Source organism: Planktothrix serta PCC 8927 (assembly GCF_900010725.2).
In the GTDB taxonomy this organism is placed as follows: domain Bacteria; phylum Cyanobacteriota; class Cyanobacteriia; order Cyanobacteriales; family Microcoleaceae; genus Planktothrix; species Planktothrix serta.
This window is the reverse complement of record NZ_LR734844.1, coordinates 25,242-42,502: the sequence shown is the minus strand read 5'-3', so window position 1 is coordinate 42,502 and position 17,261 is coordinate 25,242. Positions and strand designations below refer to the sequence as shown.

The window sequence follows — 17,261 nt, the reverse complement described above, 5'->3', positions numbered from 1 at the left end:
TAAACTGTTCAGGATAGTTCATGTTCAGCACTCCTTCTCTGGAATTACTCGATTTTCTCAGTAAACTGACAATACTCCTGTGTAATTAGTCTATTAGACCCGTCAATTTTTGTTAGAAGCCCACATCATAATTAATTTTGAACGATGATACGCACTCAAATTAGCGAGGAAAAATCCACGATATCCCCCAATCAGGCTGCATACTATTCACCAAATGCCAAAGTTAAGCCGATTGGAATTCAAGCTTGTCGTGTGGAAATGGCTTATAAATCGGGACGACAAATGATTCAAGTCCTGCAAAATATTAATTTACAAGTCGAACAAGGTGATATTCAACTATTGATGGGGCCTAGTGGATCGGGTAAAACAACATTATTGTCTATTATTGCAGGACTTTTAACGCCAACTGCTGGACGAGTCTTTTTATTGGGTGAAGAAATTACAAAATTGTCTCGGACTCAATTAGCAGAGTTTCGTTTACATAATATTGGTTTTATTTTCCAAGGCTTTAATTTATTCCCTGCTTTAACCGCTTTAGAAAATGTAGAATTAGCTCTGCATCTCAAAGGAATGAGAAAAAGAAATGCCAGAGAAGAAGCGAAAACCCGTTTAGAACAAGTGGGTTTACAGGATAAAATTCATTTGTTACCCCAGGATTTATCAGGCGGTCAAAAACAACGGGTTGCTGTGGCGCGAGCCTTAGCGGGAGAACCTCCATTAATTATGGCGGATGAACCCACAGCGGCTTTAGATTCAAGTAGTGGTCGGGGTGTAATTGATCTGTTAAAAACCTTAGCCAAACAAGGAGAGACAACGGTATTAATGGTAACTCATGACCCCCGAATTATGGATGTTGCTGATAGCATTTTGACCTTAGAAGATGGCAGAATTAAAAATTAAAATGCAAAGTTAATATAGCAGTATTAACTTAAATTCCCCTTAGCAGATGAACTACTAAGGGGGTTTTTATAATTTGTAATAAAGGTTATAGAGGACGTTTTTGAGACTTGACACTTTTGAACAGAGGAAGGTATTATCAATAATACAGAATCCTATTCAGGTTTATTCTAAAATATAACAACTTAAAATTTAAACACAAAATCACCTGAAAATTATGAAAACTACACCTCTACCTCCAAAAGTACAAGAAGAAATTAGCAAACTTTCCCAAAAGTCTCAAAATCATCCTATCACTTCTACTGATCTTGAAAAATTGGTTTGGCTGGTGATTGAAGATTCTGACAGGATATTAAAAATAAAATCAGAAAATCTTTCAAAAAACAAACAACTTAAAATTACAGAAATTAAAGAAGCGATATATAAAAGATTTAATGTTAAAGATACTGATGAATTAAAAAAATCAGAACAATTTAAAATGGCAACTGATGGGATGGATAAATTAAATTTTAACCAAAAACAAACCTGGGAAATGTTATATCGTAAATGGATAGATATTTTACCCGATGAAACTATAGAAACCGGGTTTTTGTTATCCTCTACATCAGTCCTAGCTGAGGGGTCAGGGAACCAGTAGACGTTACACTGCGTTACAACACGATAGAATATAAGTTGATCTAGCCAGAAACCATATAGACAAGGAGATAACCAACGCATGGGCAAAGTAGTCGGCATTGACTTGGGGACAACGAACTCTGTGGTTGCGGTCATGGAGGGCGGTAAACCCGTTGTGATTGCTAACTCTGAAGGGATGCGAACCACCCCCTCCGTCGTTGGGTTTACCAAGGAAGGAGAACGCATCGTGGGACAGATGGCTAGACGACAGGCGGTTTTGAATCCCCAAAATACCTTTTATGGGGTCAAAAGACTGATGGGTTGTCGCTATTCTGACCTCACCCCCGCCTCGAAACGGGTTCCCTACACGATGCGACGGGATGAAACTGATAATATTAGAATCAAATGTCCCAGAGTTAATAAAGATTTTGCACCGGAAGAAATTTCGGCGATGATATTAAAAAAATTAGTTGAAGAAGCAACTCGTTATTTAGGGGAAGAAATTACCGGGGCTGTAATTACGGTTCCTGCCTATTTTAATGATTCTCAAAGACAAGCCACCAGAGATGCCGGACGCATTGCAGGATTAGAGGTTAAACGCATCTTAAATGAACCCACAGCCGCTTCTTTAGCTTATGGTTTGGAACGGCGAGATTATGGCACAATTTTAGTCTTTGATTTGGGTGGGGGTACCTTTGATGTCTCAATTTTAGAGGTGGGAGAAGGGGTATTTGAAGTTAAGTCTACCTGTGGAGATACCCAACTCGGAGGAACGGATTTTGATCAAAAAATTGTCGATTGGTTAGCGGAGAAATTTCTATCAGAAGAAGCGGTAGATTTAAGACGCGATCGCCAATCCTTACAACGGTTAACAGAAGCCGCTGAAAAAGCCAAAATTGAGCTTTCTGGGGTGGGGGTTACGGATATTAATTTACCCTTTATTGCCGCCACAGAAGACGGCCCTAAACACCTAGAAATTCGCCTAACGAGAGGAGAATTTGAGGGCTTATGTGGGGATTTAATTCAACGGTTACGTCGTCCGGTCAAACAAGCTTTAGCGGATGCGGGATTAACTCCTAATGATATTGATGATGTAATTTTAGTGGGCGGTTCAACTCGAATGCCAATGGTGCAACAATTAGTTAGAACTTTAATTGATTTAGAACCGAATCAAGGGGTAAATCCTGATGAAGTGGTGGCCGTTGGTGCGGCAATTCAAGCGGGAATTTTAGCCGGAGATGTGCGGGATGTGTTATTATTAGATGTGACTCCCTTATCGTTAGGATTAGAAACCATTGGGGGAGTGATGAAAAAATTAATTCCCCGCAATACAACAATTCCGGTACGTCGTTCTGACATTTTTTCAACGTCTGAAAATAACCAAACTTTGGTAGAAGTTCATATCTTACAAGGAGAACGAGAATTAGCCGTTGATAATAAATCTTTAGGACGGTTTAAATTAACGGGAATTCCCCCTGCGCCGAGGGGAGTTCCTCAAGTTCAAGTAGCGCTTGATATTGATGCGAATGGAATTCTACAAGTTACCGCTTTAGATAAAACCACTGGACGAGAACAAAGTGTTGTAATTCAAGGTGCTTCTACTTTATCTCAAGAAGAAGTTAATCACATGATTAGAGATGCGGAAAAATATGCAGAAGTTGACCGTTTACAACGAGAAAAAGTCGAAAAACGGAATCGCGCCCAAGCATTAACCTATCAAGCAGAACGACAATTAAGGGAAGTTGCTTTAGATTATGGAATGCAATTTGCTCAACGTCAACGGTCAAGAATTGAAACCTTAATTCGGTCTTTAAGAGATAGTTTAGAACGAGATGATGACCGAGGAATTGATCAAATTAGTGTAGATTTACAGGATGCTTTATATGAGTTAAGTCGGGAAGTTTCCGTATTTGCAACAGAGGACGATGAGGATGATTTATTTGGTTCAATTCGGCGAACTTTTTCCGGTGAAAAACGTCGAGTTGATCCCTACGAACCTCAAACTCGCAGTTATCCCCGGTATGACCAACGCAGTAACAATGGGAGTAGTTTAGGCGGGGGTACAACTCGTTCTCGTCGCTATTCTCAAACTGATAATTGGGATGATGATGATGATTGGTTGTAAAACTCTTAGGAACCCGGTTTCTAAAAGAAACCGGGTTTCTGCGATCGCAATCAGCAGATTAGTCCTGATAAATTCTTTGTGTCTTTGCGTCTTTGTGGTTAAATTTAGCTAGAGCCTTGTCAACCCAAGCAAGCTAACTCCTATATCTTAAAACATTAACCCGTTAACCTAATCTCAACCTATGCAAAATTTTCGTAATTATTATCAAATTTTAGGGGTTTCCCGTGAGGCGTCAGTTGATGAAATTAAGAAAGTCTATCGCAGACTCGCCAGACAATATCACCCCGACTTAAACCCAGGAGATAAGGAAGCAGAAGAAACCTTTAAAGATATTGGAGAAGCTTATAATATTTTATCTGACCCTGAAAAACGATTAGAATATGATAATTATAGTCAATTTTGGAAACAAAAAGGGTTTCAAGATTGGCAAAAAAATGCGTTTTCAGGAATCAAAAACTGGGGAAGTCGTCGGACGATTTCTCAAACTGAAGATGTAGATTATGGGGATTTTTCTGATTTTGATACCTTTGTTGATCAATTATTAGGACGGCGGCGAGAAGTGCGAACGGTTGACCCGAAAAACTCCCCTCAAATGACCTCCACTGATCCCTATGATTCTCCTCGGACAAAAGCAGTTTATAAACCCACTCCCCGTGAAACCAAACGGGATATTGAAGCACGATTAACGTTACCTTTAGAAAAAGCTTATACTGGAGGAACAGAAAGGATTCGTTTAGAAGATGGACGGTCTTTAGAAGTAGATTTACCCCCAGGAATGGTGAAGGGTCAACAAATCCGTTTGAGAAATCAAGGAATTAATGGGGGCGATTTATTCTTAAAAATTAATATTACTCCCCATCCCTTTTTTAGAGTGGAAAAATCAGAAATTTACTGTCAAATTCCAGTGACTCCCACAGAAGCAGTATTAGGGGGAGACGTTGATGTTCCTACTCTTGATGGTTTAGTTAAAATGCGTTTACCTGCGGGGGTTGTATCGGGTCAACGGTTACGATTAGCTAATAAAGGTTATCCCAATCCTCAAGGAGAAAGAGGAGATCAATTAATCGAAATTCAAGTGGTTATTCCTAAAAATATTACTCCCCAAGAACGAGAATTATATGAAAAATTACGTCAAATTGAAACCTTTAAACCCCGTCAAAACTTAAAAATATAACCCGTAGGGTGCGTAAGCAACGCGCACGCACCATAAAATTTTTAACAATAAAATAATAATGGTTTTTATATAATTAATCGCCATTGGTGTCAACTTCCGGCTAAAAATTGGGTAGTTTCTCTTAAGTCAATGATCCCCCCTAACCCCCCTTGAGAAGGGGGGAACCGGATTTCAAAGTATTTGTTTTGACAGAATCATTACAGTCTTCTCCTCCCCTCTAACCTTCCTTGAAAAGGGGGGAACCAGATTTCAAAGTCCCCCTTTTTAAGGGGGATTTAGGGGGATCTAATCTCGGCTGTAATCACCTGTTTTCCTCTGAAATTGACACCGAGGGTTAATTTCCAGCCAGCGAGGACGCTGACACTACAAAACACCCATTGCGGCACGAATTACGATTGCCTATTAATAACAAATATTCAGGGATTTCAAAACCCTCACACTTGATCGAATTCAAGTTAAAATCAATATCAGCAACCCCAGCCCAGACCCAGGAATAGTGCCATGACCCCAGAACAGAAAAAAGCTGAAGCGGAGCGCTTGTTAGATCAAGGACTTGAGGAATATTACCGTAGTCAATATCGTCAAGCGTTACAATCCTGGCAGCAAGCTTTAACCATTTATCAGGAAATCGGAGATCGTCAGGGAGAAGGCAATGCTCTCAACCGTTTGGGCCTTGCTTACGGTTCCTTGGGGCAGAATCAACAAGCCATCGACTATCATCAACAGGCTTTAACCATTTATCAGGAAATCGGAGATCGTAGCGGAGAAGCAAAAGTTCTCAATAATTTGGGCGTTGCTTACGTTTCCTTGGGGCAGAATCAACAAGCCATCGACTATCATCAGCAGGCTTTAACCATTTATCAGGAAATCGGAGATCGTAGCGGAGAAGGCCATGCTCTCAATAATTTGGGCTTTGCTTACCGTTTCTTGGGGCAATATCAACCAGCCATCGACTATTATCAGCAGGCTTTAACCATTGTACGGGAAATCGGAGATCGTAGCGGAGAAGAAGCAAAAGTTCTCAATAATTTGGGCGTTGCTTACCGTTCCTTGGTGCAGAATCAACAAGCCATCGACTATCATCAGCAGGCTTTAACGATTTCACAGGAAATCGGAAATCGTGAGGGAGAAGGCAATGCTCTCAAGTATTTGGGCGATTTTTACCTTTGCTTCAGGCAATATCAACAAGCCATCGACTATTATCAGCAGGCTTTAACCATTTATCAGGAAATCGGAGATCGTGAGGGAGAAGGCAATGCTCTGGTCAATTTGGGCAATGCTCACGATTCGGTGCAATATCAACAAGCCATCGACTATTATCAGCAGGCTTTAACCATTTATCAGGAAATCGGAAATCGTAGCGGAGAAGGCCATGCTCTGGACAAGTTGGGCAATGTTTACCTTTGCTTGCGACAATATCAACAAGCCATCAACTATCATCAGCAGGCTTTAACCATTGCACGGAAAATCGGAAATCGTAGGAGAGAAGGCATTGCTCTGGTCAATTTGGGCATTGTTTACCTTTGCTTAAGGCAGAATCAACAAGTTATCGACTATTATCACCAAGCTTTAACGATTTATCAGGAAATCAGAGATCGTGTGCAAGAAGGCAATGTTCTGGGCAATTTGGGCCTTGCTCACAATTACTTGTTGGGGCAACATCAACAAGCCATCAACTATCATCAGCAGGCTTTAACGATTTCACGGGAAATCGGAGATCGTTACGGAGAATTTTATAGTCTGAATAACTTGGCATCTACCTACAATGACCTGCTACAAATCCCCCGAGCCTTGGAAATCTGGCAATCTGCCCTAGCTTTATCTTCTCCCCTGGAGTTTCCGGTACAATATTTATTGCTCGGGCGTAATTTGGGTGATACGGCTTTTGAGGTGGAAAACTGGCAACTGGCTATTACGGGCTATGAAGCCGCCCTGGATGCTTTAGAAGAACTCTGTCACCGCGATCGCTCCGATGCCAATAAACAACAGCGACGGCGTGAGAATGTTGGGGTTTATGAGCGCCTTATCCAAGCTTATCTGCATCAGAACCAGATCGCTCAAGCCTTAGTCACCCTGGAGCGCGGCAAGTCTCGCAGTTTAATTGAACTCTTGGTTAACCGAGATTTATTGCCGAAAAATACCCCACCAGAGATTTGTCAACGGTTAGAACAGTTGCGTCGGGAACTTTCTGCTAATCAACGGTTTATCGAATCTTTAGGCGGCGATATTCCGGCTGATGGGACTGATCCAGATTCTCCTCAAAGTCGAAGTGCGGGTGCTGTTAATATTCCGATTGATTCTATTAATCAAATTCGGGAAACTTTGGTTCAGCAAAAGCAGGAATTAAATCAAGTTTTAGAACAGATTAAAACCTTTGATTCCACCTTTGAATATACCCAACGGGTGCAACGGATTAATCTATCAGAAATTCCGGCATTATTGCCAGAGAAAACGGCCTTAGTGGAATGGTTTATCGCGTCGGAAAGGATTTATGCGTTTATCGTTTGGGCAGATTCCCCTTGTCATGTTGAGCGGAACGCAGAGAAGCGAAACATCTCAGAGATTCTTCGCTGCGCTCAGAATGACAGTGAGAGTGTTGTTGAGGGTAATGCTGGGGAGCGAAACATCTTAGAGATTCTTCGCTGCGCTCAGAATGACAGGGAGAGTGGTGTTGAGGGTAATGCTGGGGAGCGAAACATCTCTGAGATTCTTCGCTTCGCTCAGAATGACAGTGAGAGTGTTGTTGAGGGTAATGCTGGGGAGCGAAACATCTCTGAGATTCTTCGCTGCGCTCAGAATGACAGTGAGAGTAATGACAGGGAGAGTGTTGTTGATGGTGAAAATTTAGTTAATGGTTTTTCGATGGATTATTGGCAATCAAAACCGGAAGCGGTGACGGCAGTGGTGGAATTGCGCGATCGCTATTTAAAAACCTATAATAGCAAAACCGACATCTGGGAAAATCAGTTAGAACCGTTTTTAGAAGAATTAGCCGAAATTCTGAATATTCAGTATATTTTGAGTAAAATTCCCGCCTTCTGTCAACGGTTAATCTTAGTTCCCTATCGAGAATTACATTTATTTCCCCTCCATGCCTTACCCGTTGCTAAAGATAACGGAAAAACCCTCTGTCTATTTGATAAATTCTCTCAGGGGGTGCAATATTTACCGAGTTTGCAAATGGGGTTAATGTCGTTAGAAAATATTGCCTTGCGGGAAGAAAATCCCGACCATGCTGTTAATAATATTCAATTATTTGCGATTCAAAATCCCACAAAAGACTTAGACTTTGCAGAATTAGAAGTGGATGCGATCGCCTCTCAATTTACCGCTAATATTTTATCGCGTGAAAAAGCGACTAAAATCGCCCTGACTCAACCTCCTAATAGTGACCTCTTTCGAGATGCTAATTATCTCCACTTTGCTTGTCACGGGTCGTTTAACTTTCAATTTCCGTTATTATCCCATTTAATTTTAGCAGGGGGAATTGTAGAAGTATTTGAATCGAGCGATCGCCAAACTCAGGAAGAATTAGATTCTCCAGAAACCAAGCGTTATCTTCCTTGGAGAAAAGGTAAACAAGTCGATACCGACCAATGTTATACCCTCCGCGAAATCTTTAGTTTAGATTTCCCAAAAGGGGAACTGGTGACATTATCCGCCTGTGAAACGGGGTTAACGCAATTTGATCAGACTTTAGAAGAATATATTAGTCTTTCCAGTGGGTTCCTGTTTGCAGGGGTTAAAAATGTGATTTGTAGTTTATGGCGAGTCAGTGATTTATCAACGGCGATTTTAATGATTAAGTTTTATGAACTGTTTCGATCTGAAAAGTCCGTGAGTTTAGCCTTAAATCAAGCCCAAAACTGGTTAAGAACCGTTGATAAAGAAAACCTGCTAAAATGGTGGAATGCGCTACAATTAAAGCCAGAATCGAAACCAAACCTCAGTCAAGAGTTAAACTTAGCGTGGCGTTTATCAACCTATCAACCTTTTAAAGAAGCCTATTATTGGGCGGGTTTTTGTGCAATTGGAAAATAGGTTAGAATTATCTTGATCTTCTATTATTGTCAATCCGTTGAGGGAATAAATGATGCAAGACTCTATTGAAACCCTAGTCTGCTTTTTAGAACTGTTAGAAATACAACCTCCCATTCTTGAAGCTCAGGATAAATCCAGTTTAACCCGATTATTAGAACAACTGGAAAATTTAAAACCTGATCAAATTCAACAAGCTGCGAATTCTATTATAGAATGGTGTGGAGATCATGAACAACGGTTAAATCTATATGATCAAGCTAAGAAGCGAAAATATCGAACAGAACTTGAAGAGATTATCGATTCTGATCCCCATAAATATCGCTTGATTATTCCGAATTGTCAACTCGCAACCTCAGAAGATTCTCCATCAGAAATTTCTAGTTCTGAAGTTAGAATTTTAATTACACCTCCCCCTCAAAGTAGCGAAGATTGTCCCGTTACAGTTCCTATTCTGGATTATGTCAAGCAAATTTTAAGCCAATGGATTAATCATTAAGATGATAGAAAAAGTTTATGCACCTAATTTACATTTATTTGCATTTCATCTGTGGAAAGCTTTAAGAGACGATGGAAACAATAGAGTTACTGACGCTAATAAACTTTGGCAAAAGTGTGATGAAATATTAGAAAATCTGCATTTTTCAAAACGGTTACATCTTGAGCAATATAACTTTGAACCTTCCGAAAACTCCAAAAGTTTACCCATTGCGGAAAAACTCCGCTATAGTGGAATTCCGATTACTGGAAAAGTTTATGCTAAATGTCTTCATGATAGTTATGCTCTAGCATTTAATTTGCGCCGTCCCGAAAAGGAGAATGGTAAAAAAACAGAAGAAGTATCTTTAAATTTTTTACGAGAAATTAATCGAAATCAGATATTTTTACCCAAATTTGTTAATAGTTCTCTCGGACAAACTTTATTAATTACTGCTTTTATTCCAGAGGAATTTAAACAAAGCTCAATTGAAGATTTAGAAATTTTAGCTCAAAAATGTTTAGAAAAATTTATCCCCAATGCTCAACAACTTCCTCCCCTAAAAAACCAAGGAGAATTATTTGGAAGCCCTATTTTTGAATATGATAATTTAAGTGAAATCAATAATTTAAGTGAAATCAATATTGATTCTTCAGATCTTCATCACTGTCATATTTTAATTTGGTTATTCAGAAAAAATCAAAGCAGTGAAGATTTTATTGATTGTTACCCTAAGTTTATTGATTTATTTTGTTATCGTAATAAAGTGATTACAGACTACCAGGGAAGCCTCAAACAATATGAAAAAGCTTTTAATTATTATAGTAAAATTCAAGGAGAAATCAAAAGTTTAAATGAATTTTTAAATCAGGAAATAACAGATGAATCTTTTTTAAATGAAGCAGACTTAAAGTTTCTTAAACAAAAACTTAAAGCTTTATCTCAGCTAGATTTTACCTATTCTCAAACCCTCCGCAATTTAAAACATTATAGAAATACAATTGTAATTAATAGTAAAAACTATCAACAAACCCTCAAAGAAATTCAACGGAAATTAAAAGAAAAATCATCGATTCATTCTGAGAAAAATTTAGATTTCTTTTCGGCTTTTATTAACGAAGATAGCCAATATTTCCAAGAGCGAATTAAATATCAACTCAACTATTTTGTTGAGGGTTCTACTTTAGTAGATCGAGCGATCGCATCTATTCGGGGAATTACAGAAATTGAACAAACCGAAAACCAATACCGTCATGAAAAACGGGAACAAGAGAATAATTATCAACTCCAAATCCAAATTTTAGCCGTCGGTACAGGAATGAGCGCGGGAGGGATTGCAGTCTCTAGTTCTGGTCTATTAGTAAAGAAATATTCGACTGATGATCCCAGCATGACCTTTATAATATCAGTAATAATCTGGTTTATAGTGGCGTTCTTCTTTTATGTAGGAATTCTGGGACTGGCTTGGATTTTTAAGAAGAAGAAACCATAGGCTTGTTAGTAGGGGTTTATGATTGTTGGTAGATTAATTAAGTTTAATTAGGGAGTGGTGCGTGCGCTGCGCTTACGCACCCTACGGGTTAGGTTGGGGGTTGGGTTAAACGTTGATAAACCGTTGCTAAACCATTGGAGTCTCCCACATTTCCAGGGAATAAAACTACTGGTAAATTGGGATAAAGAGGATGTTTAGAAGAGGTTTTGACCATTGAACATCCGGCTAATACTTGACCGAGTAACCGTGCTGTTTTTAACGCTAATCCTTTACTCAAGACATCATTAGAGGTAATTCCGCCTTTACTAATTAAAAATCCAATATCTGGGGGTAAACCTCGCACAATATCCATCAATAAATCTGAGACTTTCATCCCAAAGGCTAACCGAATATCTACCGTATCAAATTGTAATTCTTGACGACTGGTATAAATAACTGGCGTTTGACCTGCATTATGAATAGCATAAATTTGGTCTAAAATCTGTTGTAATAGTTCCTGTTTTTGAGTCTCACTTTCTTCTAATAAATGGGAAACATCGACTTCAATTCCGACTATTCCAGGTTCTTGTAATAACTGTTCTAATTGTTGAGTTGATTTTTTAACATGAGAACCCATAATCACCACACCCGGTTTTCCATTGCGGGTGTATTTTGCCATTTCTTCGGCGGGAATGGGTTGATTTCCCAGTGCTGCTAAAGAGGTTAAAATACTCGCCGCACTGCGGAATAAAAAGCGTTTTCCTTGACTAGCCGCACTAATAATATCCGAGGCGAATTGATCAAAATCGGCTTGAGTTTCACCATCAACAACTACACATTGATTATCTGTTAAACGCATTAACCGAGGTAAGGTTCCCACCCGAATATCCGATAACGAAAATCGTTCTACTTTTTCCGATGGAATCAAACCTTTGGTTTTTTCGGTGACATAATCGGGTAAATAACTATGTTGATAAGCAAAGACCGAATCCTTAGCAAATTCTGTTAAATGAACGGGGGTTTCTACACCCTCAACCATTAAATAATGAATACTATTGCGGGTAATTCTTCCGCCTTCAAAAAACGCGGGAACCAGAAAATGAGCATCAAAGGGGCCAAGTTCTTCGGCGATGACATCGGTTTCTACAGGATAGTGACCGCGTAAGGTAGAATCGGAACGACTCACCACCATAACATAGAAACCGGGTTTCTGGCCCAGATTTTGCTGATCAAATCCAGATTTTTCGTTGAGAAACCGGGTTTCTTCGGCGGCGAGGGCGAGTTTTAAATTTTGGGTGACTTCACGGGTAACGGATGCGGCTTGTTCGGGGGTTAAGGCTCTAGTATTGGTCAGAATAAAGAAAATCGGAGATTGGTCAGCGAGTCCAATTCGCAGAGTATCGACATCCCATTGAGTCAGCAATAAGCAACTATGAACGGTTTGGGAACCTGTGGGGTCATCATCGAGAACAATAATTTTAGGTCGCATTGGAGTTCCTCTCAAAATTGTGTTGAGGCCATCGGAGGATTTATAGGATATTAAGAACAGCCTACCACTTAACGGGAAGTTTGTTGAGCCTGAAGTTGTTTTAAGTGTAGATAAACTTCTGAAGCAATTTCAAAGGCTTGATAGAGGAGTCTTCCTTGTTCTGTTGTGGGTTCTTCTGTTTGTAAGACGGTTAAGGCGGTAAAATTGGGGTCAAATAGTTCTGAATGTTGCTGAATAAATTTTTGATGCTTTTTTAAGGTTCGTTCTATTTTTAATCCTCTAATTAATTCGGTTCTAATTAAGTTTAAGGCTTCAATAATTGCTGCTCTATTGTTTAATTTTCCTGGGGAATGTTCCGTTGCTTCGAGTTGATCATAAATGCTTAAGGCTTTAACCATTGCGTTATAACGATCAACTTGATTACAGAGTTTAACAAACTGGGGACGGGTTAAGGTGTTCCAAAATTTGATACTATCCTCAAGGATTAATAGAACTCCAATGATTAAATAAATCATGATAAAGATTAAGGAAATTTCAGGAAAAATCAAACTCCAAATCCAATAACTGATTAATAATAATACCGCAATGCTAAAAGTTTTTAAACCTTCTCCCATCAATTTTTTGAGTGTAGCAGGTCGATACAATAAATTCGGGCTGACACCGCTCCAATGTTTGATTTCCCCTGGAGTAATTTCTAATCCTTCTAAATCAGATGGTATTTTATTCATTTAAGCCTCCATCCCGTAGAAGTAGTTTTGGGTTGGTTTTAGGTAGATATTCAAAGGTGAACTCAAACCTGCTTCTACGGAAATCAAAAGGTGTTTAACTATGTTCAATTTGTCGATAATTCAAGAGGGAGAATTCGTCCTAAATCTATTATGACCTCCTGCCTTTTTTAGTTCATCAGGAATCAGTTTTTGGATGGCATTTTCCGTGTGAAGGGCTTGTTGATAGGCCCATTCTGGACAAGCTGGAAGGGATTTTTTACTTTCACTATATGCAGAATTAATTTGAACTAAATCATTAAGTTCTTCTTGAATGGATCGGGGTTCTAAACGACATTTGAGTAAAAAAGAATCATATTGATCTGCCATTTGTTCATAAACTCTGGAGGCGACTAAATGGGTATTTGCTTTACCATTGGGATCTAAAAAGGTTAACAAGGGTGCGAGAATAGCCACTAAAACTGGAATAATCATGGAAACTAATTGATAATTTCCTCCTAAACTGGAGATGGCTTGTACACCCGCAACGGCGGCTAAAACGGTACTCGGAATTCCAATATAAAGATGGGTTCTTGTCCAGCGAATGGAAACATAAATATGAGCTTGACTCAAAACCCGACAGACCGTTTTCCGATCAAAGGCGCGATAAATGATATCTTCTTGAGCAACATAAGGGATTGGTTTGGTAGAATTGTCTTCTAAAGGCAGGGAAGAATTCACAGGGTTATTGATAATATTATCAGAATTAGCAGATGAACTCATGGGTTTTAAATCGGGTAAATTTGCTAAGAGGAAAGGGATCAATTCTTGAACTCAGAAGCGTTTGTAATTACACCCAACACGAGTATTGGCTTGGGGATAAGTACAACATCCGTTAAGAAAGGATAATTTTATCAAATCTTGTTCAATTCTCTATTAGGGGTTACAACCTTTAACCAAACGATAAATGTTGTTCCTCTGGGAAGATTAGGGGAGGAAATGTTATCCTCCGATACCCAGGCGGGATGAACGGGAGAAAATACTTGAATCTCTCCGTGCATTTGTTCAACTAAGGCTTTTGCGATCGCTAATCCTAAACCTGTCCCTGGAATTTCCGAATTTCCTTGGACACCCCGATAGTGACGTTCAAATAAATGCTCTAAATCTGCTGGGGGAATTCCAGGGCCATTATCGCTAATCCCAATTCCGACTTGCGGGGGTTGAGGTTTCCGTTTTTGAGTGGGTTTGTTCCGTTGCACTCGAATCCAAAGTTTTCCGCCCGGTGGAGTATATTTTAAGGCGTTATCGAGGAGATTACTCAAAACTTCTCGTAAGGCTTTACGATTCCCCTGGATGGCGGGTAATTTGGGGGGGAGGTCAACTTGACACTGGAGTTGTCGTTCTTCGGCGATGGCTTGGGTGGATAAAATTAACGGTGATAACACCTCAGACAATTCTAGGGGTTCGAGTTGATCACAGGTGCTGATCAACGCTAACGCCGAAGACGGGGAAAAATTTTCTGCCGATGGGGGCGTCGAAATCGAGACAGAATCCACCGTTAGAGGTAGACTTAGGGGGGAGTCTTTGCGTTCTAAGGTTTGATCCGCTTGTTGCAACAATTCTTGGATGCGATCGCTCTCCCGCAAAATACTATTAGCAATGGGATAATTTTTATCTTCCAGCAGCAGTCGCTTTAATAATAATTTCCCAAAGGTACGAACAGCCGTGAGCGGACTTTTGAGTTGATGGAAGATATTATGAAGGGCATCAGCCTGTTGCGCTTGTAGGTGTTGCTGTTGTCCTAATTGTTGTTGCCACCATTGGCCGCGTTGATCTAAAATACAGGCAATAGCTAAAGTATGAGCGATCGCTTGCAGTTGGCGGTACTCCTCTGGATTCCAAGGTCGATCATGGCGTCCGGTGACTAAAAAGCCTAAAACCACTTCTTCTTGAATTAGAGGTAAAACCGTTTGACAGCGTTGTTGCCAGGAGGCTGTTTCCTCCATCGGTTTATCCGCGTCCGTTTCCGTCTGGGAAAAATCGTTAATCTCCTCCGTCGGTAAGAGGATGTTGGTTTTCGCCTCCAGTTCTGCGGTTAATAAGCGGGGTAAGGTCGGCATTAAGGTTTCTGGTAAAGGCATCACACCCGGAAGTTGCAAATCCTCCAGGGATGTCTCCGGGTAAGTAGCGATGGGAATCAGTTTCTTCTGTTCCTCATCCACCCAAGCCTCCGCTAAGTAGACCACACTCAACGACGCGCCTAAACTCGCCGTCAACGACAGTTGAGTGCGACATAGTTGAACAAACTCAGAACTTGCTGTGATCATCATAACGGTTGAGTGTTAATGATTGACAGAGGAGATGCTGAGGGTTAACTGATAACCAACAACCGCCAACTGTCAACCCTCTTTTGTATCAATCTATTAAAACAGCTTGAAATTTTGAACTAGAACAGATATACTTCTTTCGGATTTTGTAGCTATATTTACAACCCGCCTGCTTAAAAAGGAGGTCAACAAGTTGGCTAGAAGACGTAAGCGTAAAAGCCGTCGCAGACAAGAAGGACGTAGAATTTTAGAATGTGTGCCTCAATATAGCATTTCGAGTGGCGAAGATAAACCTGTAACGGCTGCTCGCAAGTTTATCCATGCTGAGGGGATTATTCCTCCTGCTTTGCTTCTTGTCAAGCGAAATGAGCATACCACAGACCGTTACTTCTGGGCTGAAAAGGGTCTGTTTGGGGCTCAGTATGTTGAAGAAAATCACTTTTTATTCCCCAGTCTCAAACAGCTAGTGGAAAAAGCAACACCGATGTCTTCCGCTTCCACTACTGTTAAGGGGGTTTAAAGTCCAGAAGTCCTGATGTTCTCGGCAACATTCTCCTGTTGAAATTGAAAGGGTTTTCTGAATGCGGAACTTTTCTTGAGCTATGATCCCTGATCCCTGATCCCTGATCCCTGATCCCTGATCCCTGATCCTTGATGATAGCCATCACCAACATGAGCTTCAGTCCTTAACTCCTATAAGGCAGGCGCAAGAGAAAGGAACCGGATGTGTCTGGTGGAAAGAGGTCAATCGGGGCAATTTTTCTCTTGGCGTTGAGTCGGTTAAAAGTTGATTGAATCTCTTTTTGCCAACTAACACAGGAGTCTGCGCTTCTAATCAGGGTTTGAGGGAAATTATTCGCAGGGTTTGAGGTGGAGTGCTTGTTTGAGCGTTGCTAGTTCGTCTCGGTGAGCGGTTACGGTAATTAAACTTTGAGTTTGGTTTCCCTGATCGAGAACAGCATCTAGCTTGAGAGAGACTTGTTCTGGACGCCCGGCCCCTTGCCAATAAAACCAACCCGCTAGGGGCGAAAGCAACACCAGCCCCCAAGAGAGTTTGCCCGTGTTGGGAATAGCCATCGATAGCACTAACCCTAGACATAACAGTCCCACGGCTGTTAACAGGGTTAAGAAGATGGCTAAAAACCAACTGGGGCGGACTAGCCCCTCAAAGGTAATTTGATTGTCTTCCCGATTTAACTCCGTAACACGATAGGCTCGTGACGCAAAATACTGCTGAATTTGCCTGAGCAGAGAGTCCGCCTCCTGTTCAGCAATGAGCTTCTCTTGCTCAATTCGATCTTTGATCGAAGCCCGAACAAAAAAGAATAACCCAATAGCTAGTAACAGCGTTAGCACGAAAGTCGAAGGGATTACGGGAATCATCATAGGTTAAACCAGTCTAGTCTTAGAAGTGTTACTCGTTGATTTGTAGTTTACATAAATTTACCTTGACGAGATGTATATTCAGACCAAAGCCGTGCCAACTCTTGAGCCTGATGTTTATATTCAGGGATGATTTGGTACATCCTCCGAGGACGACCTCTACCTTCAACTTTCTGCCAGTATCCCGTAATCGTTCCTTGTTTTTCGAGGAACTTCAGAGCACTATAGAGAACCGTATCGGACAATCGATAGGTGGAATATTCTTCTTCCAATCGTTCAATCAGTTCGGTTCCATAGGAGTCCCCTTGGAGAAAAACAGACAAAATGTAGCAAACCGCCAGTTCTTTATTGAGATAGATAGGCGGGGGTTCTTGGAAAAATTGATAGATCTCTTCAAAGGTCATAAGATTCTCCCGCTTGCTAGTCAAGCATGATTGACTCACCTAAATTTTAAAGAATGGTGAAAATTCTGACTTCTGACCTGACTCTATTTCTCTAATTTATCGCGCCGTGATTCAGTATTTAGTCAATGCGGTCACTATTTCTGTGGATTTTAGAGA

Annotated in this window: 14 protein-coding genes; 8 read left to right on the top strand and 6 right to left on the bottom strand. The window is 40.5% G+C overall.

Annotated features, from left to right (window positions below; translation table 11 throughout):
* The first annotated feature begins 144 nt into the window (after positions 1–144).
* From PL8927_RS05285 to PL8927_RS05255, 7 genes are all read left to right on the top strand, one after another.
* The gene (locus PL8927_RS05285; RefSeq protein ID WP_083618347.1) at positions 145–900 is read left to right on the top strand and encodes an ABC transporter ATP-binding protein; all 756 of its coding nucleotides are present in this window, start codon (positions 145–147) and stop codon (positions 898–900) included.
* A 214-nt stretch (positions 901–1,114) separates the two neighbouring features.
* Positions 1,115–1,534, top strand: coding sequence for a hypothetical protein (locus tag PL8927_RS05280; protein WP_083618345.1), 420 nt, complete (start codon positions 1,115–1,117; stop codon positions 1,532–1,534).
* A 78-nt stretch (positions 1,535–1,612) separates the two neighbouring features.
* Positions 1,613–3,637 (top strand): molecular chaperone DnaK, encoded by a 2,025-nt coding sequence (dnaK, locus tag PL8927_RS05275; RefSeq protein ID WP_083618344.1) that lies wholly within the window; start codon positions 1,613–1,615, stop codon positions 3,635–3,637.
* A gap of 181 nt (positions 3,638–3,818) precedes the next feature.
* On the top strand, positions 3,819–4,811 hold the full coding sequence (locus PL8927_RS05270) for a DnaJ C-terminal domain-containing protein (protein WP_083618342.1): 993 nt from the start codon (positions 3,819–3,821) through the stop codon (positions 4,809–4,811).
* A gap of 501 nt (positions 4,812–5,312) precedes the next feature.
* Positions 5,313–8,852, top strand: coding sequence for a tetratricopeptide repeat protein (locus PL8927_RS05265; RefSeq protein WP_083618340.1), 3,540 nt, complete (start codon positions 5,313–5,315; stop codon positions 8,850–8,852).
* Between the two features lie 52 nt (positions 8,853–8,904).
* On the top strand, positions 8,905–9,348 hold the full coding sequence (locus tag PL8927_RS05260) for a hypothetical protein (protein ID WP_083618338.1): 444 nt from the start codon (positions 8,905–8,907) through the stop codon (positions 9,346–9,348).
* Position 9,349: 1 nt separating this feature from the next.
* Positions 9,350–10,819 carry a hypothetical protein gene (locus PL8927_RS05255; RefSeq protein ID WP_083618336.1) on the top strand — a complete coding sequence of 490 codons (1,470 nt, stop codon included), beginning with the start codon at positions 9,350–9,352 and terminating at the stop codon, positions 10,817–10,819.
* An 88-nt stretch (positions 10,820–10,907) separates the two neighbouring features.
* On the opposite strand, the gene PL8927_RS05250 is transcribed toward PL8927_RS05255, so the two are convergent.
* The 4 genes from PL8927_RS05250 to PL8927_RS05235 form a co-directional block, all read right to left on the bottom strand.
* On the bottom strand, positions 10,908–12,287 hold the full coding sequence (locus tag PL8927_RS05250) for a four-carbon acid sugar kinase family protein (protein ID WP_083618334.1): 1,380 nt from the start codon (positions 12,285–12,287) through the stop codon (positions 10,908–10,910).
* A 68-nt stretch (positions 12,288–12,355) separates the two neighbouring features.
* The gene (locus tag PL8927_RS05245) at positions 12,356–13,015 is read right to left on the bottom strand and encodes a hypothetical protein (RefSeq protein ID WP_083618332.1); all 660 of its coding nucleotides are present in this window, start codon (positions 13,013–13,015) and stop codon (positions 12,356–12,358) included.
* A 120-nt stretch (positions 13,016–13,135) separates the two neighbouring features.
* Complete coding sequence (locus tag PL8927_RS05240) at positions 13,136–13,816, bottom strand: SLATT domain-containing protein (RefSeq protein WP_231505918.1); 681 nt, start codon at positions 13,814–13,816, stop codon at positions 13,136–13,138.
* Between the two features lie 89 nt (positions 13,817–13,905).
* Positions 13,906–15,321, bottom strand: coding sequence for a GAF domain-containing sensor histidine kinase (locus tag PL8927_RS05235; RefSeq protein WP_083618330.1), 1,416 nt, complete (start codon positions 15,319–15,321; stop codon positions 13,906–13,908).
* Positions 15,322–15,511: 190 nt separating this feature from the next.
* Here PL8927_RS05235 and PL8927_RS05230 point away from each other — a divergent pair, with 190 nt between their 5' ends.
* Positions 15,512–15,838 carry a DUF3155 domain-containing protein gene (locus tag PL8927_RS05230; RefSeq protein WP_083618329.1) on the top strand — a complete coding sequence of 109 codons (327 nt, stop codon included), beginning with the start codon at positions 15,512–15,514 and terminating at the stop codon, positions 15,836–15,838.
* Between the two features lie 332 nt (positions 15,839–16,170).
* On the opposite strand, the gene PL8927_RS05225 is transcribed toward PL8927_RS05230, so the two are convergent.
* Both PL8927_RS05225 and PL8927_RS05220 read right to left on the bottom strand, forming a co-directional pair.
* Positions 16,171–16,704 (bottom strand): cofactor assembly of complex C subunit B, encoded by a 534-nt coding sequence (locus PL8927_RS05225; RefSeq protein ID WP_083618327.1) that lies wholly within the window; start codon positions 16,702–16,704, stop codon positions 16,171–16,173.
* A gap of 47 nt (positions 16,705–16,751) precedes the next feature.
* A complete protein-coding gene (locus PL8927_RS05220) occupies positions 16,752–17,105 on the bottom strand; it encodes a PadR family transcriptional regulator (RefSeq protein WP_083618325.1) in 354 nt (117 codons plus the stop codon).
* Positions 17,106–17,261: the final 156 nt, after the last annotated feature.